The sequence below is a fragment of the Cryobacterium sp. BB736 genome (genome assembly GCF_014980265.1).
Classification (GTDB): domain Bacteria; phylum Actinomycetota; class Actinomycetes; order Actinomycetales; family Microbacteriaceae; genus Terrimesophilobacter.
Map to the genome: position 1 here is coordinate 249,711 of NZ_JABXWQ010000004.1, position 19,366 is coordinate 269,076.

General features: G+C 67.8%; 18 protein-coding genes. 3 read left to right on the forward strand and 15 right to left on the reverse strand.

Features of this window, described 5'->3' with window-relative positions; translation table 11 throughout:
* The first annotated feature begins 33 nt into the window (after window positions 1-33).
* Both IRG63_RS10710 and IRG63_RS10715 read left to right on the forward strand, forming a co-directional pair.
* A complete protein-coding gene (locus IRG63_RS10710) occupies window positions 34-792 on the forward strand; it encodes an SDR family oxidoreductase (RefSeq protein ID WP_193510097.1) in 759 nt (252 codons plus the stop codon).
* The gene (locus IRG63_RS10715) at window positions 789-1,460 is read left to right on the forward strand and encodes a trimeric intracellular cation channel family protein (protein WP_168627491.1); all 672 of its coding nucleotides are present in this window, start codon (window positions 789-791) and stop codon (window positions 1,458-1,460) included. Before IRG63_RS10710 ends, IRG63_RS10715 begins: the two co-directional genes overlap by 4 nt.
* Before the next feature lie 6 nt (window positions 1,461-1,466).
* Here IRG63_RS10715 and leuA read toward each other — a convergent pair whose 3' ends face one another.
* Window positions 1,467-3,227, reverse strand: a complete 1,761-nt coding sequence (leuA, locus tag IRG63_RS10720) for a 2-isopropylmalate synthase (RefSeq protein WP_168627492.1) — start codon at window positions 3,225-3,227, stop codon at window positions 1,467-1,469.
* A gap of 216 nt (window positions 3,228-3,443) precedes the next feature.
* Here leuA and IRG63_RS10725 point away from each other — a divergent pair, with 216 nt between their 5' ends.
* Window positions 3,444-4,076, forward strand: coding sequence for a hypothetical protein (locus tag IRG63_RS10725; protein WP_168627493.1), 633 nt, complete (start codon window positions 3,444-3,446; stop codon window positions 4,074-4,076).
* 10 nt (window positions 4,077-4,086) lie between these two features.
* Here IRG63_RS10725 and IRG63_RS10730 read toward each other — a convergent pair whose 3' ends face one another.
* From IRG63_RS10730 to hrcA, 14 genes are all read right to left on the reverse strand, one after another.
* A complete protein-coding gene (locus IRG63_RS10730; RefSeq protein ID WP_193510098.1) occupies window positions 4,087-6,828 on the reverse strand; it encodes a LuxR family transcriptional regulator in 2,742 nt (913 codons plus the stop codon).
* A 208-nt stretch (window positions 6,829-7,036) separates the two neighbouring features.
* Entirely contained in the window at window positions 7,037-8,422 is a 1,386-nt protein-coding gene (locus IRG63_RS10735) for an FtsX-like permease family protein (protein WP_370566238.1), read from the reverse strand.
* A complete protein-coding gene (locus IRG63_RS10740) occupies window positions 8,419-9,180 on the reverse strand; it encodes an ABC transporter ATP-binding protein (RefSeq protein ID WP_193510099.1) in 762 nt (253 codons plus the stop codon). The genes IRG63_RS10735 and IRG63_RS10740 overlap by 4 nt, the downstream gene beginning before the upstream one ends.
* A gap of 77 nt (window positions 9,181-9,257) precedes the next feature.
* The gene (locus IRG63_RS10745) at window positions 9,258-10,268 is read right to left on the reverse strand and encodes a serine hydrolase (protein ID WP_193510100.1); all 1,011 of its coding nucleotides are present in this window, start codon (window positions 10,266-10,268) and stop codon (window positions 9,258-9,260) included.
* A gap of 19 nt (window positions 10,269-10,287) precedes the next feature.
* Entirely contained in the window at window positions 10,288-10,968 is a 681-nt protein-coding gene (locus IRG63_RS10750; protein WP_370566239.1) for a response regulator, read from the reverse strand.
* Window positions 10,965-12,155: a sensor histidine kinase gene (locus IRG63_RS10755; protein ID WP_193510101.1), complete on the reverse strand. Its 1,191-nt coding sequence runs from the start codon at window positions 12,153-12,155 to the stop codon at window positions 10,965-10,967. The genes IRG63_RS10750 and IRG63_RS10755 overlap by 4 nt, the downstream gene beginning before the upstream one ends.
* A 118-nt stretch (window positions 12,156-12,273) precedes the next feature.
* Complete coding sequence (gene era, locus IRG63_RS10760; RefSeq protein ID WP_193510102.1) at window positions 12,274-13,161, reverse strand: GTPase Era; 888 nt, start codon at window positions 13,159-13,161, stop codon at window positions 12,274-12,276.
* Window positions 13,158-14,492: a hemolysin family protein gene (locus IRG63_RS10765; protein WP_193510103.1), complete on the reverse strand. Its 1,335-nt coding sequence runs from the start codon at window positions 14,490-14,492 to the stop codon at window positions 13,158-13,160. Before IRG63_RS10765 ends, era begins: the two co-directional genes overlap by 4 nt.
* Window positions 14,493-14,502: 10 nt before the next feature.
* Window positions 14,503-14,964: an rRNA maturation RNase YbeY gene (gene ybeY, locus IRG63_RS10770; protein WP_168627500.1), complete on the reverse strand. Its 462-nt coding sequence runs from the start codon at window positions 14,962-14,964 to the stop codon at window positions 14,503-14,505.
* A complete protein-coding gene (locus IRG63_RS10775) occupies window positions 14,964-16,034 on the reverse strand; it encodes a PhoH family protein (RefSeq protein ID WP_168627501.1) in 1,071 nt (356 codons plus the stop codon). Before IRG63_RS10775 ends, ybeY begins: the two co-directional genes overlap by 1 nt.
* Complete coding sequence (locus IRG63_RS10780) at window positions 16,024-16,380, reverse strand: histidine triad nucleotide-binding protein (RefSeq protein ID WP_168627502.1); 357 nt, start codon at window positions 16,378-16,380, stop codon at window positions 16,024-16,026. The genes IRG63_RS10775 and IRG63_RS10780 overlap by 11 nt, the downstream gene beginning before the upstream one ends.
* Window positions 16,381-16,404: 24 nt before the next feature.
* The gene (locus IRG63_RS10785) at window positions 16,405-17,133 is read right to left on the reverse strand and encodes a 16S rRNA (uracil(1498)-N(3))-methyltransferase (RefSeq protein WP_168627503.1); all 729 of its coding nucleotides are present in this window, start codon (window positions 17,131-17,133) and stop codon (window positions 16,405-16,407) included.
* 9 nt (window positions 17,134-17,142) lie between these two features.
* Window positions 17,143-18,243 carry a molecular chaperone DnaJ gene (gene dnaJ, locus IRG63_RS10790; protein WP_168627504.1) on the reverse strand — a complete coding sequence of 367 codons (1,101 nt, stop codon included), beginning with the start codon at window positions 18,241-18,243 and terminating at the stop codon, window positions 17,143-17,145.
* A 30-nt stretch (window positions 18,244-18,273) separates the two neighbouring features.
* A complete protein-coding gene (gene hrcA, locus IRG63_RS10795) occupies window positions 18,274-19,296 on the reverse strand; it encodes a heat-inducible transcriptional repressor HrcA (RefSeq protein WP_168627505.1) in 1,023 nt (340 codons plus the stop codon).
* Window positions 19,297-19,366: the final 70 nt, after the last annotated feature.

Consider the following 19,366-nt stretch of genomic DNA (forward strand, 5'->3'; position numbering starts at 1 on the left):
CAGGCAGGCGACGCACGGCAGCAGAATAGGGGCATGAACGACACGATCCTCGTCACCGGCGGCACCGGCGGTCTGGGCCGCCCCACCGTCTCGCACCTGCGCGCCGCGGGGGGCGACATCCGGGTGCTCAGTCGCAAGCCGGGCGATGGCCGAGTCGTTGCCAACCTGCAGACGGGCGAGGGGGTGACGGATGCGCTCGAGGGCGTGCACACCGTGCTGCACCTGGCAACCAACCGGTGGAACGACGCCAAGCAGACCGGTCAGCTGATCGCGGCCGCGCAGCGAGCGGGCGCCCAGCACGTGGTGTACATCTCCATCGTCGGGATCGAGGAGATCCCCTACCGCTACTACGCTTCCAAGCTGGAGTGCGAACGGCTGATCGAGGACTCCGGTCTTCCGTTCACGATCCTGCGGGCGACCCAGTTCCACGACTTCGTCGCTTCGTTCTTCACCGCGCAGCGGCGCCTGCCCGTGCTGTTCGTGCCCAACCTGCCGGTGCAGCCGATCGCAACGCACGAGGTTGCGGCCAAGCTGAGCGAGCTGACACGGTCGGCTCCGTCCGGGCGCGTGCCGGACATCGGCGGCCCGGAACACGCGTCGGTGCGCTCATTGGCCGAACAGTGGCAGGCCGCGCACGGCACCCGCAAGCGCACGCCTCGCCTTGCCATCGGGGGCAAGACCGTCGCTGCGTTCCGTGCTGGGCACCACATGACCCAACTGCCCGGCTACGGCACAGAGACGTTCGCCGAGTATGCGGCTCGCGAGGCAACATCCGGGAGCCACCGGGCATGACCGCCGCGTTTGTCATCCCGCTTTGGGCCGAACTCGTCGCGATCGCCATCGGCGCGGTGCAGGGATCCATGTTCGCGGCCCAGTTTCGCGACCGCAGGCTGGATCTGCTGGGTATTACGATCATCGGCATCGCAAGCGGGTATGGCGGCGGCCTTCTTCGCGACATCCTGCTGAACGTTTCCCCCGCAGCCCTGCAGAGTAATTGGTACCTGCCGGTCGCCGCGGCCGCGGCGATGCTGGGGATGCTGCTGGAGCGGGTGTTCTCGCGACTCAGCAAGGCGATCACAGCTCTCGACGCGCTGACAATCGGGGTGTTCGGCGCGATCGGAACAACCAAGGCGCTGTCGCTCGGCTTCGACGTGATCCCCGCGGTTTTCGTCGGTGTGCTCGCCGCCGTCGGCGGGTCGATCCTACGCGACATGCTGCTCAATCTGCCGATCGCGCTTATGCACGTGGGTTCCCTCTACGCCGCCGCGGCGGTCATTGGCACGGTGACCCTCGTCGCCTTGCAGTCGCTGGGGGTCGACGTCTTCATCGCGGCGATCGTGTGCGTCGTCGTGACCTTCGGGGTTCGGATTCTCGCGGTGTTGTTCCACTGGAAACTGCCGGAGCAGCGCGCCATCTCCCGCTTGCCGAGGGTGACACGGCGGCCGAAGGGCCGCCCCTGACTCGTGTCAGACGGATGCCAGCTGCGTGGTCCCTGACTGGCTGCGCACCGCGCGGTTGACCGCGGACACCACGGCCTTGAGCGACGCCGTCGAGATGTCGGTGTCGATTCCGACACCCCACAGCCGTTTGTCCCCGACCTGGCATTCGACGTAGGCGGCGGCCTGAGCGTCGCCGCCGGCGCCGAGCGCGTGTTCGACGTAGTCGTACACCTTCACCTCAACGCCCTGCTCGGCGAGCACATGCAAGAACGCGTCCAGCGGACCGTTCCCGGTGCCGCCGACCTGCACAACGTCGTCGCCGACACGCAGCGCGGCGGTAAGGGACACCTCGCCGCTCATGTCGCTGGAGATCCCGGTGCGGCGCAGTTCGAAGCGGCCCCACTTCTCCCCCGGCACTTCTGACGGCAGGTACTCGTCGGAGAAGATGTCCCAGATCTCCTCGCTCGAGACCTCTCCGCCCTCGGCATCCGTCTTCGCCTGCACCACCGAGCTGAACTCGATCTGCAGCTTGCGCGGCAGGTCGAGCGCGTGGTCGGTCTTCAGCAGGTACGCGACGCCACCCTTGCCGGACTGGGAGTTGACCCGGATGACCGCCTCATAGCTGCGGCCAAGGTCGCGCGGGTCGACCGGCAGGTAGGGCACCGCCCACTCGAGTTCGGAGACGGGCTTGCCCTCGGCCTGGGCGCGGGCATCCATGGCCTCGAAGCCCTTCTTGATGGCGTCCTGGTGCGAGCCGCTGAAAGCGGTGTAGACCAGGTCGCCGGCCCACGGGCTGCGCTCTGGCACCGGCAGCTGGTTGCAGTGCTCGACGACGCGCTTGATCTCATCCAGGTCGCTGAAGTCGATCTGCGGGTCGACGCCCTGGGTGAACATGTTGATGCCCAGCGCGACCAGGTCAACGTTGCCGGTGCGCTCACCGTTGCCGAACAGGCACCCCTCGATGCGGTCCCCGCCGGCCAGGTAGCCCAGCTCGGCCGCGGCGACGGCCGTGCCGCGGTCGTTGTGCGGGTGCAGGCTCAGGATGACGTTCTCGCGGTGGTTCAGGTTGCGCGACATCCACTCGATCGAGTCGGCGTACACGTTCGGTGTCGCCATCTCGACCGTCGCAGGCAGGTTGATGATGACCTTGCGCTCCGGGGTGGGCTCGAACACCTCGAGCACCTGGTTGCACACGTCGAGGGCGAATTCCAACTCGGTGCCGGTGTAGCTCTCCGGGGAGTACTCGTAGTAGATCTCGGTGCCCGGCGCGAGCGCCTCGGCCGCCTTGCACATGCGGGCGCCCTCGAGCGCGAGGTCGATAACGCCCTGCTTGTCGGTGCGGAACACGACGTCGCGCTGCACGATGCTGGTCGAGTTGTACAGGTGCACGATGGCCTGTTTCGCCCCGCGGATCGACTCGTAGGTGCGGTCGATCAGGTGCTTGCGTGCTTGCGTCAGCACCTGGATGGTCACGTCATCCGGGATCAGGTCCTCGTCGATGAGCGAGCGCACGAAGTCGAAGTCGGTCTGGCTCGCGGACGGGAACCCGACCTCGATCTCCTTGTAGCCCATCCGCACGAGCAGGTCGAACATGACGCGCTTGCGTTCCGGGCTCATCGGGTCGATCAGCGCCTGGTTGCCGTCACGCAGGTCCACCGCGCACCAGCGTGGCGCCTGTGTGATCTTCGCGTCGGGCCAGGTGCGGTCCGGCAGGTCGACCGCGAAGGTCTCGTGATAGGGGCGGTAACGGTGTACCGGCATCCCGGATGGCTGTTGTGTGTTCTTCATGGTTCTCGTACCTTCTGGTCGTCTGCTTCAGCCAATGACGGACTCCGCGACGAGTGAGGCCTGGAAGTTAGGACTCGTCGCGGCAGCTAAGGAGAAGCAGACCGAACACGCCTTCAAGACTAACACCGCGCACACCGGGCGATCGCCGCGAGGTGACGAGCGAAAAGCGGAAAACGTTGGGTACCGGCGACCGGCAGGCCAACTCATACTTTCTTCATGACCACAGCACACCTCTCTCGATTCGTCACGACCGCGGCCGTCCTCAGCGTCGGGCTGCTCCTCGGCGGTTGCGCCGCCTCTCCCGGTTCCAGCCCGATGCCGGCCCCGGCCGACGAACCGATTCCCGCATCCGGGGAGGTGGTCGGGCAGGGAACCGTGCTGCAGGTCGGCGATGCGGCCCCCCAGTTCTGCCTGGGCGGCGTCATGGAGTCGTACCCGCCCCAGTGCTCCGGTCCGGAACTGATCGGCTGGGACTGGGAGGCCGTGGACGGAGCCGAGACCTCTGGCGACGTGACCTGGGGCAGCTACGCCGTGCAGGGAACCTGGGACGGTACCAGCCTCACCGTGACCGCTCCCCCGATCATGCTCGCACTGTACGACCCGATCCGGGTCGACAACCCGTACCAGGATCCCGCCAACAAGGGGGCGACCTCAGAGGACGAGCTGCTGCGCATCCAGACGGAGCTCCACGAATCGGCACCGTTCGACGTGCTCACCTCATGGACAGAGAACGGGTATCTGTTCGCAACCGTCACCTACGACGACGGCGACATCCAGGCGTACCTCGATGAGGAATACGGTAAAGACGTCGTGATCGCCCAGTCTGCCCTGCGGGGTCTCGCCGACTGATCCGCCTAAGTCACCCGACGAACTCGTCGACGCGCCCCAGCACGTCGGCGAGTTCGCCGCGTGTGGCGACCGCAAGCTTGCGGAAGCACCGCGACAGGTGGAACTCGACCGTCTTCATGGTCACGAACAAGCGTGCGGCGATGTCCCGGTTGGTGAGACCCTGCGCCGCCAGCGACGCGACACGGAACTCCGCGGGCGTGAGCGAGGACACCCGCAGCTCGACCTCGGTCGGGATGGCGGGCCGCCCGATCGCGGCAAGGGACGCGCGCACGCGCTTCTCGGTCGGCGCCATGCCCTGCGCTTGCGCGTAGACCAGCACTTCGCCGAGCAGGCCGGACGCCTCGTCCCTGGCGTCCCTGGCGACCAGCAGCTCGGCCAGGAAGTCGATCAGCTGCGCCCGCTCGAGCGGTCGCGTCGGGTTCAGCCACTCGAGCGCGTCGCGCACGATCCGCTCCGCTTCAGCCGCGTCGTCGACGGTCCGCGCGAGCCGTAACGCCGCGGCCGCACGGACTCCGCCGGAGGCGGCGACAGTCAGGTCGAACTCCTCACGGGCAACCGCCTCGGCTGCGGCCCGATCGCCCATCGCGAGAAGCGCTTCGGCGGCCGCGCCGCGCCATCCGGCCGAGAGCGGCTCCCCTCCGACCGGCACCAACGATCCGGCACGCCTGGCCAGTTCGAGCCCGCGCTGCGGTTGCCCGAAGGCGGTCCAGTAGTGCGCCTTGCCGACCAGCTTCACCGCTTCGAACAGGCTGCTCGGGCTCTCATACTCCCCGCCCAGCGCAAGCTCGCCGGCAGCCTCGAGGTCGCCGACCAGCAGCTGGCAGCGAATGAGGAAGAATTCCGCCGCCTCGCGGTAGAGGGTCCAGCCGAGTTCGACCGCCTTGACGGCCGTCATCAGGTCGGCGACAGCGTTGCGCACGTCGCCCGCGGACAGGTACATCGCGCCGCGGCTGTACAACGCGGTTGCCTCGCCGAGCACCTGGCCGTCTCGGCGAGCATCCTGGATCACGCCGGTGAGCACGTCGACCCCTTCGCCGAAGCGCTCGGTGAAGTTGAGTGCACCGCTCAGCATGTAAGTGGTCGGGTCGTTGGCGCTGCCCTGACTGTCGCGGCTCCAGCCGTCGTACGCGCGTTTCGAGAGCAGCTCCGCGTGAGCGTCAGGGTCGCCCGCCATGGTGACCGCGACGGCCACCGCGGCCAGCAGCGAGCTGTCCTCGTCGGTGTCGAGCGCGGGGTCCTGCCCGACGACATCCGCGATCACCGGCAGGTCGAGAGCCGATGGGTTCATCGTCTGATTGAGCTGTGCCGCGAGGAGGCGCGCGATGATCGAACGGTACAGCGGCTGGTCTGTTGTGAGTTCGGTGGCCGCGTCGGTGTAGGACGCCTCAGCATCCGCGTGCCTGCCGGATGCGACGAGCGAGTCGCCGATGCCGGTGAGCAGCCGGGCACGGTGGTCGGGGTCGACAACGCTTCGCAGCGCCTCGCGCCAGCGACGCTCCGCCCGTTCCCTGTCGCCGATCGCGAGCTGCGCCCTCCCGGCGAGCTCCAGCAATGCGGTACGGCCCGGATCGTCGACGCGGGATTCCTGGAGCGCGCGTTCCAGCCAGGCCGCCGCCTCGCGGGTGGACCCGGCGGCGAGTGCGGCTTTGGCGGCCTGCTCGAGCACTCGAACCTTCCACGGGTCGCGGCCGAGGAGCCCGTGCATCAGGTTCGCTGCGACAACGGTGTCGGGCAGGCCGAGCTCGGCCAGCACCCGCGCGGCACGGTCGTGCAGCTCGGCCCTGCTGATGGAGGACATCGAGCCGAGGATCGCCTCCTCCACGAGCGGGTGGCTGATCATCAGCGGCTCGATCTGGTCCGCCTTGACGATGCCCTCTGCTACGAGGTCGCCGACGACGCCATCCAGTGTCTCGCGATCGACCTCGGACACCGACACCACCGCGAGGATGGTGGCGATCGGCCCGAGTACCGCGATGGAGCCGGCGACCGCCTTGTGCAGCACACCCAGACGGTCGAGGCGCGACGTCACCGACTCGGTGATCCGGATGCTCGCGCGCAGGTCTCCGCCGGACGCTGCCGCCTCGACCGCGTAGAACGGGACGCCGCCGCTCAATTCGTGGATGCGAGCGGCGTCGAGCGATGGATCGGCGATGAGCCCGGCGACCCCGTCGATGCTGAGCGGTCCAAGCGTGACCGCTTCCGCTGATGCGAGCAGGCCGCTCACGACCTGAGAGCGTGTGGAGTCGGCGATCTCGCGCACTCCGAACATCACCGCCACGGCGTCGCCGTTCAGTTGCGGGACGGCCACCCCGAGTACCGCAGCGGAGGCGTCGTCGATCCACTGCAGGTCGTCGAGCACGAGCAGCAGCGGGCGCTCCTCGGCCAGCCTGGCCGCGACCCATTGGACCGAGTAGGCCAGCGCGGCGCTGTCGGCATTGTGGGGGTCACCGATCAGGAGCTCCCGCAGCGCATTCCCCGGGCCGTCGAAAGGCGCGTAGCCGGCCGCGGTGTCCTGCGCGAGCGCCCTGAACCACTGGTGCAGCACCCCGTAGGGGACCTCGACCCCGAACGGGGTGCACACAGCCTTCAGCACGGTCCAGTCGGTGAGCTCGGATGCGACGGCGCCGATGAGGGTGGTCTTGCCGATGCCGGGTTGTCCAACGACCGCGATCATCCGGGACCCGGACTGCCGGGCAGCCGCGAGGCTGCGCCGCAGCATGTCGAGCTCCCGCTCGCGTTCGACGATCCGCATGCCCCCTGCTTCACCTGTCGTGGTTCCCCCCGCATCATAGGACAGGCGAGCGCTCCCGGTGAATGACAATTCAGCCACGGGGACTTGCCCGAAGGGTCCGCTCGAGCAACCGCCGCCTCCGGCGAGTTGCCCACTTCCGCCCCAAAACAAAGCACATGTAGGGGCGGAAGTGGGCAACTCGGCGGTGCGGGTCGAGCCAGGGCCCTCCTCAGTCGGTCGCGAGGGCGGCGACCGGCGTCACGCGCAGCGCACTACGCGCCGGCCCGACGGAAGCGGCAAGCGTGATCACCGCTGCCGCCAGCGCGACGCTGACCGGAACGAGCCACGGGATAGCCGGCGGCACGATCGCCTGCCCTGCGGTGCTGCCCAGCAGAGATTGCGCGCCGACCCAGCCGTAGAAGACCCCGAGAGCGGTGCCAACGAGCACCGCTGCGGCCGTGTACTGCGCTGCTTCCGCCGCGACCATCAGCCGCACCTGGCCGCGAGTGAACCCAAGTGCGCGGAGCAGGCCCAACTCACGCCGACGCTGGTGCACCGAAAGCGACAGGGTGCCCGCGATGCCGACCGCGGCGATGAGAGCCGAGAAGCCGATCAGTGCTGAGAACACCACGACGGTCACCGTCAGGATGTCGTCCCATCCGTCGGCTCCGCCGTGCAGTTCCACCGAGCGGGTCACCAGGTCGACGTAGGACCGCATCGCGACCGCGAACATCACGACGAGCGTGACGCCGATTACCAGTCCGATGGTCGTGCGCGCGCTGCGCTCCGGGTACCGAACCGCATTGGCTGCGGCGAGCCGCGCAACGGGCGCCCGCCCGAGCATCCGACCCAGCAGACGGAGCACGGGCGGCATGACGCGGTCGGCGCCGAGGATGATTCCGGTGAACGACACCATTCCGCCGACCAACCCGACGAGGACGCCGAGCGGCGTGACCAAGCCGCTGAGGACCGCGAGCACGAGCAGTGCGAAACCGACGATCACGAGGGTGAGAGCGGTCGCGTTGCGGCCGCGGCGGCCGGCGCGCTCATCGCTCTCGACGGCTGCGCCGAGCGCCTCGAGGGGCGTCACTCGCAGCACGCGCCGGGAACCGATCCACGATGAGAGCCAGGTCGTCAGCGTGACGATCAGGATCGGCAGCATGAGCACCGGCTCGAACCAGGCATAGTCGAGCTCGGGTATGAGCGAACTCGCGATGGCAATGCGCACGCCGCCCATCGCGATGAGCGTGCCTGCCGCAGCGCCGATGAGTGACCCGATGACGCCGACCACCAGCCCCTCACGTGCGACCACTTGCCGCTGTGCTGATGCGCTCGAGCCGAGCAGCCTCAGCAGGGCGATGGTCCGCGTGCGCCCGGCGATGATCGTCGAGAACGAGTTGGTGGTGACGATCGCCCCGACGAACACGGCGATCGCCAGGAACACGAAGGCGACTATCGACAGCACCGCTTGGAGCGTCTCAGATTCGGCGATGTCGTGTCCTCGCACCATGGCGGTGAGCGCGCCGATGACCTGCAGCAGCAGAACCCCGAATGCCGAGCTCAGGGCAGCGACGAGGACGCTCGAACCGTGGTCGCGCAGGTTCCCGTGCTTCACGCTGCACGCTCCATGGTGAGCATCTTGCGCGAGATCTCGTCGGCGGATGCTGCCTCGATGTCGTCGATGATGCGCCCGTCCGCGACGAACAGGATGCGGTCGGCGTGACTCGCGGCGATCGGGTCATGGGTGACCATGACGATGCTCTGCTGGTGGTCCCGTGCTGCTGCGGCAAGCAGTTCGAGCACCTCGCGGCCGGTGCGCGTGTCGAGGTTGCCGGTCGGTTCGTCGGCGAAGACGACATCCGGCCGTGTGGCAAGAGCACGTGCGATGGCGACGCGCTGCTGCTGACCGCCGGACAGTTCGTGGGGACGGTGGGTGAGCCGGTCGGCCAGCCCGAGGGATGCGATCAGCTCGTCGACCCACTCCCGTTCGCTGCCGCTGGGGTTGCGCCCGTCGAGTTCGAACGGCAGGTTCACGTTTCCGCCGACCGTCAGCGTCGGCACCAGATTGAAGGACTGGAAGACGAAACCGACGCGGCGACGGCGCAGTGTCGTCAGCTCCCGGTCGTTCAGCGCGCTGATCTGGGTGTCGCCCAGCCACACCGATCCGGTGGTGGGGGCGTCCAGCCCGGCCATGATGTGCATGAGCGTCGACTTGCCGGAGCCGCTCGGCCCCATAACCGCGGTGAACTCGCTCTCTCGGATGCCGACCGAGACGTCGTCGAGTGCCCTGACTGTGCTGCTGCCGCTGCCATAGGACTTGCTCAGCTGCGATACGCGGGCGACCAGGCCCGCCTCTGTGTGATTGAATGCCATGCCCTCAACGCTAGGAAGCTGGTGCGTGCACGAGCATCCGTCTGCGGAGGGCATCCGCTACATCGTTCGGATGATCCTCAGTCGAACTGCTTGTCGATGGCCCTGACGACCGGCCAGGCGCCGTCCTCTGAGTTGGACAGCACTGCGACGTCGACACCGGCTGCCGGGTAGTGGCGCACGATGCCGCTCGCCCCAGCGTTGATGCCGTCCTTGTAGTACGAGCGCACCGTGCCGTCCTCGGCCAGGTCGAACTCCAGGCCGAAGCCGTACTTGGTGCCCTCGTCATGCACGACCTGGGGGCTCAGGAACTCCCCCGTCAACTCGCCGCCGAGCAGCCGCCCGGAACGCACCGCGGTCAGGAAAGTCAGCAGGTCGGCGGCGGTGACGAACGCCCCACCGTCGGGTGATCCGATCGGCGGGTAGGAGTAGATGTTCTGCACCCACCTGCCGTCATCCTTCTTGTCCCAGCCTTCCGCGACCCTGGGTGCGGCGTCGCGGCGGTCGAAGAAGCCCGAGTCATGCATGCCTGCTGCCGCGAAGACATCCCGGGTGACGACGTCGCGGTAGGTCTCGCCGGTCACCGCCTCGATCGCGAGGCCAAGCAGCACGTACCCGACGTTGCAGTAGCGGCACTGCACGCCGGGTGCAGCGAGAGGCTCCTTGTAGGCGAACTGGGGCAGGAAGTCGCGCGTCTCGATGATCGAGTAGTTCGGCTTGTCCTTGAACAGGGCCTCATAGCTCTCGCCGGCTTCCTCGTCGGCGTCATCGGCGATGCCTGAGGTGTGGGTCAGCAGGTGCAGCAATCGCACGTCGCGGCTGATGGTGGTGGACTCCAGGTCGACATAGTCATGGATCGAGGCCTCGAGGTCGAGCCGTCCTGCCTCGACCTGTTGGAGCACCGCGATCGAGGTGAAGAGCTTGGTGATCGACGCGCTGTCGAAGCGGATGTCCGGGGCGTTGGGCACGTCCCAGTGCCGGGAGGCCAGCCCCGCGGCGCGCTCGTAGAGCACCTCGGAATCGCGGGCGATCAGCACGACCCCGGAGAACTCGGTTTCGGCGATGGCGTCGTTTACGGCGTCGAACTGCATCGGACGAGCCTATCGGCCGCTACTGGTCGGCTCTGTGCTCGTTCAGCCGGTGCTCGAAGGCGTACACGACGAGTTGGACCCGATCACGCAACGAGAGCTTGCCGAGGATGCGACTCACGTGCGTCTTCACGGTTGCCTCGCTCAGGTACTCGCTCTGGGCGATCTCCGCGTTGCTGAGGCCGCGGGCGGCGAGGCCGAAGATCTCTCGCTCACGGCTGGTGAGGCTGCGGAACTCCGCCGGCGCCGGCTTCGGCGCTGTCCTGCCAACGTGCTCGAAGAGCGCGCGCGTCGCGGAGGCGGCAACCACCGCGGTTCCCGCGTGCACCGTGCGGATGGCGGCGAGCAGGAACTCTGGCTCCGCGTCCTTCAGCAGGAAGCCGCTCGCGCCGGCCCGGATGGCGCGGGCAGCGGCCTCGTCCAGGTCGAAGGTGGTGAGCACGATGATCCTGGGAGCCGTGGCACCGCTCTCCTCGCCGGCCAGCACGATCCGGCGGGTCGCCTCGATGCCATCGAGAACAGGCATCCGCACGTCCATCAGGATCACGTCCGGCCGCAGCTCGTCGGAGAGCTGGATCGCGCCCTGGCCGTCCCCGGCTTCGCCGACGAACTCCAGGTCCGGTTGCGATGCCACCAGCATCCGGATGCCGGCGCGAAACAGTGCCTGGTCGTCGACGAGCGCGACCCGGATGGGCGCGCTCACGCGGTCACCGGCTCGAACACCGATGGCAAACCGGCGCGCACGACCCAGCGTCCTGCCTCAGGACCCGCGTCGAACCATCCGCCTGCCAGCTCGGCGCGCTCCCGCATGCCCGCGATGCCGTGCCCGACGCCCTGCGGGTGCTCCGGCGCCAGGATGGCGCTCGAGACCCGGATGCCGAGTTCGTCAGCCCAGTCGAATCGCACGTCGACCTGCTTCGCCACGTCGCCGTGTCGCAGCGCGTTGGTGAGCGCCTCCTGCACGATCCGGTAGGCGGCCAGCTCCTGGCTGGTGCCCACCGCGACCGGTTCACCCACCTGCTCGAACCGGATCGGCAGTCCGGATGCGCGCAGCTGGTCGAGCAGGCGGTCCAGGTCAGCGAGCACCGGCTGCGGCGATTCGCCCTGATTGTGCCGCAGCTGGGCGAGCAGCACGCGCACGTCAGCAAGGGCCTCCCGCGCGGTCGTGGAGATGGCCTCGAGCGCGGTGCCCACCGCATCCGGGTCGGCGTCCTTCGCGTACCTGGCGCCGTCGGCCTGCGCGATCACGACCGCGAGCGAGTGCGCGACGACGTCGTGCATGTCGCGCGCGATGCGGGTGCGCTCGTGTTCGCGCGCGGCCTCCCGCTCTGCGTCGAGTCGCTGGCGCTCTGCGATGATGCGCGCCTGCCCGGCTTCCCGCGAGGCGCGCCAGGTGCGCGCGAGGAGGCCGAACGTCCAGCTCAGCACGAAGACCGCGAGGAAGGACAGGAACGTGATGAGCATCGTCAGCGTTATCGACGGCAGCTGCGCGAGGATCGAGACCGATCCGAGGTCCGGCGCATAACCGGCGTCGAGTGGAAGGTAGATCGCGATGATCAGCGCGCCGACTCCGCTGGAGACGAGACCCGCCCACTTGGTGATCCGATCGCCGTAGGACGCCGTCGCGTACAGGACGGGCAAGATGGCGAGGTTCGAGGGGTCGAATCCGATGTCGGCGAAAACCTGCACGAGCGAGGTGAGCCACGCGATGCCGAGAGCGATCGGCGGGCTGATGCGCCGGACCCCGAGTGCGGCGCTCATGCCGATGCCGGCGACAGGTGAGGTCCCAAGACTGGGGCTCGAAACGGACACGTAGATGACCAGCAGCAGGCACAGCGTCGCGACAACGGTGTCGAACACCAACTGGGCTGGCTTCAGCGTGCGGATCATGGCTTCAACGGTAGATGCTCGCCGCGCGCCGACGGCTCCAGTTGAGCCTCCCGGCGGCCGGAATCATCCTTCCGATGTACGTCCGGCCGGGGTCTCGACAGGCTCAGCCACCGGGAGCTCAGAAGCCGAGGCGCCCCAGCTGCTTCGCGTCGCGCTGCCAGTCCTTCGCGACCTTGACCCGGATGCTCAGGTACACCGGTGAGCCGACGAGCGGTTCGATCTGGCCGCGCGCACGCGCGCCCACCTCACTCAGGCGGGAGCCCCTATGCCCGATGATGATGCCCTTCTGGCTGTCCCGCTCGACCCACAGGTTCGCGTACACCTCGACGAGGGCCTTGTCCTCGCGTTCCACGATGTCGTCGACCGTAACCGCGATCGAGTGCGGCAGTTCGTCCTCGACACCCTCGAGCGCTGCCTCCCGCACCAGCTCGGCGATGCGTGCCTCGAGCGTCTCCTCGGTGATGGTCTCAGCCGGATACAGCGGCTCCGACTCCGGCATGAGCGCGACGAGCTCGGCAGCGAGCGTGTCGAGCTGGATGCCGGTGGTCGCCGACACCGGAATGATCGTCGCCCAGTCCCGCAGCTCACTCACGGCGAGCAGCTGCTGAGCAACCTGGGCCTTGGACGCCGAGTCGACCTTGGTCACGAGCGCAACCTTCTTCGCCTTCGGGAACTGGTCGAGCTGCTCGTTGATGAACCGGTCCCCCGGTCCGAGCTTCTCGTTCGCCGGGACGCAGAAGCAGATCACGTCGACGTCGCCGAGGGTCTCCTGCACGATGTCGTTGAGTCGCTCGCCGAGCAGCGTGCGCGGCCGGTGCATGCCGGGCGTGTCGACCAGAATGAGCTGCCCGTCCTCCCGGTGCACGATGCCGCGGATCGCCCGGCGGGTGGTCTGCGGCTTGCTGCTGGTGATCGCGACCTTCTCACCGACGAGCGCGTTGGTGAGCGTCGACTTGCCCACGTTGGGCCTGCCGACGAAGGTCACGAATCCGGCGCGATAGGTCAACGGTGCTCCCTGGGGTTCGATTGGCCGTTCTGATGGTTCGAGCTGTCATCTGATCCGAACGCGTCGTCGGCGTCGATGAGCGCCTGGTCGCGCTCCACGAGCACCGTGGTGACCCGCTTGCGGCGGCCCTCGGTGCGCTCCGCGGTGAGGATGATCCCGGAGTGGGTCGCTGACGACCCGGCGAGCGGCAACCGGCCGAGCGCCTTGGTCAGCAGTCCGCCGACCGAGTCGACGTCGTCGTCGTCCAGGTGGATCCCGAACAGCTCTCCCAGCTCGTCCACCGGCAGCCGGGCGCTCACCCGGTACCGGCCATCACCCAGGTCGACCACCTCGACGACCTCACGGTCGTATTCGTCGGAGATGTCGCCGACGAGTTCCTCGATCAGGTCCTCCATCGTGACCAGGCCGGCGATGCCGCCGTACTCGTCGACGACCATCGCGAGGTGGTTCGACTCGAGCTGCATCTGTCGCAGCGAATCGTCGGCCTTCTGCGACTCGGGCACGAACAGCGTCGGACGCGCCAGCTCGGCCACCGTCATGCCCTCCGCGTCGAGCGGCTTCTCATAGCTCAACCGGGCGACATCTCGCAGGTAGAGCACGCCGATGACGTCGTCGATGTGCTCGCCGATCACCGGCATCCGGGACACTCCGCGGCTGAGGAACAGTCCCATCGCGGTGCCGATGTCGGCGCCGCCATCAATGGTGACCATGTCGGTGCGCGGGATCATCACCTCGCGCACCACGGTGTCGCTGAATTCGAAGATCGAGTGGATCAGCTCGCGGTCGTCCTCCTCGAGCACGTCGAGTTCTGTGGCCTCGTCGACCATGCTCAGCAGCTGTTCCTCGGATGCGAAGCTCGAGGTGCGCGGGCGGCCGGGGGTAACCCGGTCGCCGATCCGCACGAGCGCGGCCGCGATCGGGCCGAGGACCACCCGGAAGGCGTGCACCAGCCACGCGCTCTGCCGCATCACGGTGCGCGCGTGCACCCGGCCGACGGCGCGCGGGCTGGACCCGACGAGCACGAACGACACGATGGTCATGCCAAGCGCAGCCAGCAGCAGCGCAAGCCACAGGTCTTCGACCGTGTAGGCGAGCGCCAGGGTCACGAGCACCGCCGCGGTGGACTCGGTCACGACGCGCATGAAGTTGACCGCGTTGACGTGAGCGCCGACATCGGAGGCGATCGCGAGCAGCGACTTGCGCGCGCGCGAGCGCACCGCGAGATCCTGCAAGTCGGTGCGCGACAGCACGCTCATCGCGGAGTCGGCTGCGGCGAGGAGTCCGCCGAGCGCCACCAGGAGGACCGCAATGGTGACGAAGACGGGGATCATCGGCGGGTCCCTATGATCGTCGTTCCTGCATCGTGAAACCGATGAGGATGTCCCGCTGGATGCCGAACATCTCCCGTTCCTCGTCCGGTTCCGCGTGGTCGAAACCCAGCAGGTGCAGGAGGCCGTGGCAGGTGAGCATGACGAGCTCGTCGAGGGTGCTGTGGCCGGCCGTCTTCGCCTGGACCTCAGCGACCTGCGGGCACAGCACGATGTCGCCGAGCAGCCCGGGTGGCGTCAGCTCTTCATCACTGCCAGGGCGCAGCTCGTCCATCGGGAAGCTGAGCACGTCGGTGGGGCCGGGCTCGTCCATCCATTGCACGTGCAGCTGTTCCATGGCCGCCTCATCGACGAGCACGATGCCGAGGTCGGCATCCGGATGCACGTGCAGCTGCTCCAGGGTGTACCCGGCGAGCCGCTGCAGCGCAGCCTCGTCGACCGGGATCGCCGACTCGTTGTTGACCTCTATCGACATCAGCGCTTCCTCTTGTGGTCCTGGGGCATCCGGGCCCGTCGTTCGGCTCGGTTGGCGCCCTCGACGGCGCCGTGCTGCTCGAAGCGCTGCAGTTGCCGCTCCGCGTCGTACTTGGTGTACGCATCCACGATGCGACCGACGAGGCTGTGCCGCACCACGTCGTCGCTCGTCAACCGCGCGAAGTGGATGTCGTCGATCTCGGAGAGCACGCGCGTCACCAGCTGCAGCCCGCTAGCCCCGGTGGGCAGGTCGATCTGGGTGATGTCGCCGGTGACCACCATCTTCGAGCCGAAGCCCAGCCGGGTGAGGAACATCTTCATCTGCTCCGGCGTGGTGTTCTGCGCTTCGTCGAGCACGATGAAGGAGTCGTTCAGGGTGCGCCCGCGCATGTAGGCCAGCGGCGCAACCTCGACGGTGCCTGTGGCGAGGAGCCGGGGCACGACCTCCGGGTCCATCATCTCGTTGAGCGCGTCGTACAGCGGCCGCAGGTACGGGTCGATCTTGTCGTTGAGGGTGCCGGGGAGGAATCCCAACCGCTCCCCCGCCTCGACGGCGGGACGGGTCAGGATGATCCGGTTGACCTCCTTGCGCTGCAGCGCCTGCACCGCTTTCGCCATCGCGAGGTAGGTCTTGCCCGTGCCGGCCGGTCCAATTCCGAACACGATGGTGTTCTCGTCGATGGCGTCGACGTAGTTCTTCTGGCCGAGCGTCTTCGGCCGGATGCTTCGGCCGCGGCTGGTGAGGATCGCCTGGCTGAGCACTTCGGCCGGGCTGACCCTGGGGTCCTCCTTGAGCATGCGCGCGGACGTGTTCACTTCCGGCTCGCCGAAGTCCTGGTCGTTGCGCACCATCTGGATGAGCTCCTCCACGAGCCGCTTCGCCCCTGCGACCTGCCCCGCATCACCGTCGAGGGAGATCTCGTTGCCTCTCACCGCAACCCGCACGAGCGGGAACTGACCCTCAACGGTCTTGAGGAGCCGGTCCTGGGGACCCAGCAGCCGGACCATCGCAATGCCATCGACGCGGAGCTCTTCGTGAGCCACCGCATCCGGTTGGTCGCTATTGGCCAAGGGTTCCTTCCTCCAGTTCGCCGCACAGCACATGGGCGTGGACATGGAAAATCGTCTGACCGGTCGACTCGCCCTCATTGAACACGAGACGGAAGTCCCCGTTCGATTTGTCGCTGGCCAGCGATTTTGCCGTCGCCACGATGCGCGCGAGCAACGCGGGGTCGCCCGCCGCGAGCTCGCTCACGTTCGCGAACTCCTCCGTCTTGGGCACCACCAGCATGTGGACCGGCGCCTTCGGGGCGATGTCGTTGAATGCGATGAGCGTTTCATCCTCGTAGACGATGTCCGCGGGGATCTCACGCGCGATGATCTTCGTGAACACGCTTCGCTCATCGGTTTCCGGCATGCGCACCATCGTAACGGGTGCCGCTCACCAGCGGCCGAGTCGCGAGTTGACCACTGCGAGCGCCGCCGGGCCCGCGGTGCTCGTCCGCAGCACGGTCGTGCCGAGCTTGTACTCGGTCGCGCCCGCGGCGACGAAGCGCTCGCGTTCGGCCGGGGCGATGCCACCCTCCGGCCCGACGATGAGCAGGATGTCGCGCCCGTCGGTGGGGAGCCCGGTCAAAGGAAGCTCGGCGAGCGGCTCGAGCACCACCGTCTGCAGGTCGGCGGCCAGAGCGACCAGCTTGGCGGTGTTCACCAGCGGCAGCAGTCGCGGCAGCCGGGCCCGCATCGACTGCTTGCCTGCCTCGCGGAGAATCGCCGCCCACCGGTCGTGGTGCTTCTGCAGCTTCGGTCCCTCCCAGCGCACGATGGAGCGCGCGGCGGCCCACGGAATGACCGCATCCACCCCGAGCTCTGTGGCCGCCTGGATCGCCAGCTCGTCCCTGTCGCCCTTCGCGAGCGCTTGCGCGAGCCACACGGCTGGCCGCGATTCCGGCTCGGTCCGAACCGCTTCGACCCGGATGCTGAACTCGGCAGGTTCCGCGTTCGTCACCGTGCCGCTGACGACCAGGCCCGCACCGTTCCCGACGGTTGTCGTCTCGCCGACCCGAAGCCGACCGACGGTGACCGCGTGCCGTGCCTCGGATCCGCTGACCGTGACCTCACTGCCGACTGCCGTCCCGGTGAGATCGTCGCTCAGGTAGAAGTGCGCCACGGCTCTTAGTCACAGGTTCAGGAAGCGGTCCCGCAGCTTCTGGAACAGTCCCTGCTGGAACACGCTGAGGGTAGGGGGCACACTCTTGCGGCTCTTCGCGAACTCGTTCATGAGTCGCAGCTGAGTCGTGTCGAGCTTGGTCGGGGTGATCACCTGAACGCCGATCTTGAGGTCGCCGCGTCCGGTTCCGCGCAGGTGGGTGATTCCGCGTTCCTTGACCGTGATGACCTCTGCGCTCTGCGTGCCCGGCTTTACCTCGACGGTGATGGGCCCATCGAGGCCCTTCAGCGTCGCGGTGGTGCCGAGGATCGCATCCGTCATCTGCACCTCGAGCGTGGCCAGCAGGTCGTCGCCGTTCCTGCTGAAGATGTCGTGGTGCTTGACCTTGATCTCGAGGTAGAGGTCGCCGTTGGGCCCGCCGGCCGGCCCGGCTTCACCCTGACCCGGCAGTTGAAGCCGCAGGCCGGTGTCCACACCAGCTGGCACGTCGACCTTGATCTTGCGGCGCGCGCGCACACGCCCCTGGCCCTGACAGGTCGGGCAGGGGTTCGGGATGACCGTGCCGTAGCCGCGGCAGGTGCCGCACGGGCTCGACGTCATCACGTTGCCGAGGAGGCTGCGCACCGAACGCTGGATGGATCCGGTGCCGCCGCAGATGTCGCAGGTCACCGGCTTGGTGCCGGGCGCGCAGCAGGAGCCGTTGCAGGTCTCGCACATCACCGCGGTGTCGACCTCGAGTTCGCGCGCGATGCCGAAGACGACATCCTTCAGGTCGACCTCAACGCGCAGCAACGCATCCTGCCCGCGCTCACGGCGTGAGCGTGGCCCTGACGCGCGCGGACCAGCGCCGAAGAACGCGTCGAAGACATCGCCGAAGCCGCCGAAGCCCGCAGCGCCGAAGCCGCCGGTGCCGCCGAGGTCGTACTGCTCGCGCTGCTTCGGGTCGGAGAGGACGTCGTAGGCGTGCGTCACCTGCTTGAACTTCTCCGCCGCGTCAGCCCCCGGGTTCACATCCGGATGCAACTCGCGAGCGAGGCGTCGGTACGCCTTCTTGATCTCTTCCGGGGTCGCGGTGCGCTCGACGCCCAGCACTTCGTAATGGTCAGCCAAATGAAATTCCTTGAGATTGTGCCCGGGTGCTCAGTTCTCACCGAGCAGGCGGGACAGGTAACGCGCGACCGCGCGAACGGCCGCCATATTGTTCGGATAGTCCATGCGGGTGGGACCCAGCACACCGAGTCGCGCCAGTTCGCCGCCGGATGTCGAGTAGTTGCTCGTGAGCACACTCGTCTCACTCAAGCCGAACTGCGCGTTCTCGCTTCCGATGCTCGATGATAACCCGCTGCTGTCTGGCTCCATCTCAGCGAACAGCCTGAGCAGGGTGACCTGCTCCTCGATCGCCTCGAGCACCGGGTAGATGCTGCCGGTGAAGTCGTCGGCGGTGAGCGCGAGGTTCGCGGCCCCGGCCATCACCAGCTTCTCGCCACGGCCCGCAGCGACCTGCTCGAGAAGGCTCTCGACGACCTGTCCGACGAGCAGCCTGCGATCCTGCGGGAACTGGTCGGCGAACTCGGCCAGCGCCGCCGCTGCTTCGGGGAGGCTCAAAGCGGCAAGGCTCGCGTTCAGCGCGTTGCGCAGCTCGGTCAGGAAATCGTCGTCAAGCACCGCGTGCAGGTCGATCAGCCGCTGCTCGACACGCCCGGTGTCGGTGATCAGCACCGTCATGACCCTGGTCTCGCTCAACCGGACCAGTTCGATGTGGCGGATGTGCGACCGGCCGAGGGAGGGGTACTGGACGAGCGCCACCTGGTGGGTCAGTTGCGACAGCAGCCGGACCGTCCTGCTCAGCACCTCATCGAGGTCGGTCGCTTCGCCCAGGAAGGTCTCGATCGCCTGGCGTTGCGCCGGGGTGAGCGGACGCAGGTCGGCAAGCTGGTTGACGAAGACGCGGTAGCCCTTGTCCGTCGGGATGCGCCCGGACGAGGTGTGCGGGGCGACGATCAGCTCCTCTTCCTCGAGGAGCGCCATATCGTTCCGGATGGTGGCAGCGGACACTCCGAACGAGTACCGGTCGACGATCGACTTCGACCCGACCGGCTCCCGGCTCGCAACATAGTCCTGCACGATGGCCCGCAGGACGGCGAGGCTGCGATCGGAAACCATGACCCGTCGACCTCCTCATTGGCACTCTGCTAACCCGACTGCCAATTGTACCGCGACACGCCGGATAATG

What these genes read in the sequence shown, in the direction of transcription:
- IRG63_RS10765 (WP_193510103.1), bottom strand. Translation starts at nt 14,492, where the DNA reads ATGATCCCCGTCTTCGTCACCATTGCGGTCCTCCTGGTGGCGCTCGGC.
- hrcA (WP_168627505.1), bottom strand. Translation starts at nt 19,296, where the DNA reads ATGGTTTCCGATCGCAGCCTCGCCGTCCTGCGGGCCATCGTGCAGGAC.
- IRG63_RS10740 (WP_193510099.1), bottom strand. Translation starts at nt 9,180, where the DNA reads ATGGCATTCAATCACACAGAGGCGGGCCTGGTCGCCCGCGTATCGCAG.
- IRG63_RS10730 (WP_193510098.1), bottom strand. Translation starts at nt 6,828, where the DNA reads ATGCGGATCGTCGAACGCGAGCGGGAGCTCGACATGCTGCGGCGCAGC.
- IRG63_RS10755 (WP_193510101.1), bottom strand. Translation starts at nt 12,155, where the DNA reads ATGATCCGCACGCTGAAGCCAGCCCAGTTGGTGTTCGACACCGTTGTC.
- IRG63_RS10725 (WP_168627493.1), top strand. Translation starts at nt 3,444, where the DNA reads ATGACCACAGCACACCTCTCTCGATTCGTCACGACCGCGGCCGTCCTC.
- IRG63_RS10780 (WP_168627502.1), bottom strand. Translation starts at nt 16,380, where the DNA reads ATGCCGGAAACCGATGAGCGAAGCGTGTTCACGAAGATCATCGCGCGT.
- ybeY (WP_168627500.1), bottom strand. Translation starts at nt 14,964, where the DNA reads ATGTCGATAGAGGTCAACAACGAGTCGGCGATCCCGGTCGACGAGGCT.
- IRG63_RS10745 (WP_193510100.1), bottom strand. Translation starts at nt 10,268, where the DNA reads ATGCAGTTCGACGCCGTAAACGACGCCATCGCCGAAACCGAGTTCTCC.
- leuA (WP_168627492.1), bottom strand. Translation starts at nt 3,227, where the DNA reads ATGAAGAACACACAACAGCCATCCGGGATGCCGGTACACCGTTACCGC.
- IRG63_RS10710 (WP_193510097.1), top strand. Translation starts at nt 34, where the DNA reads ATGAACGACACGATCCTCGTCACCGGCGGCACCGGCGGTCTGGGCCGC.
- IRG63_RS10715 (WP_168627491.1), top strand. Translation starts at nt 789, where the DNA reads ATGACCGCCGCGTTTGTCATCCCGCTTTGGGCCGAACTCGTCGCGATC.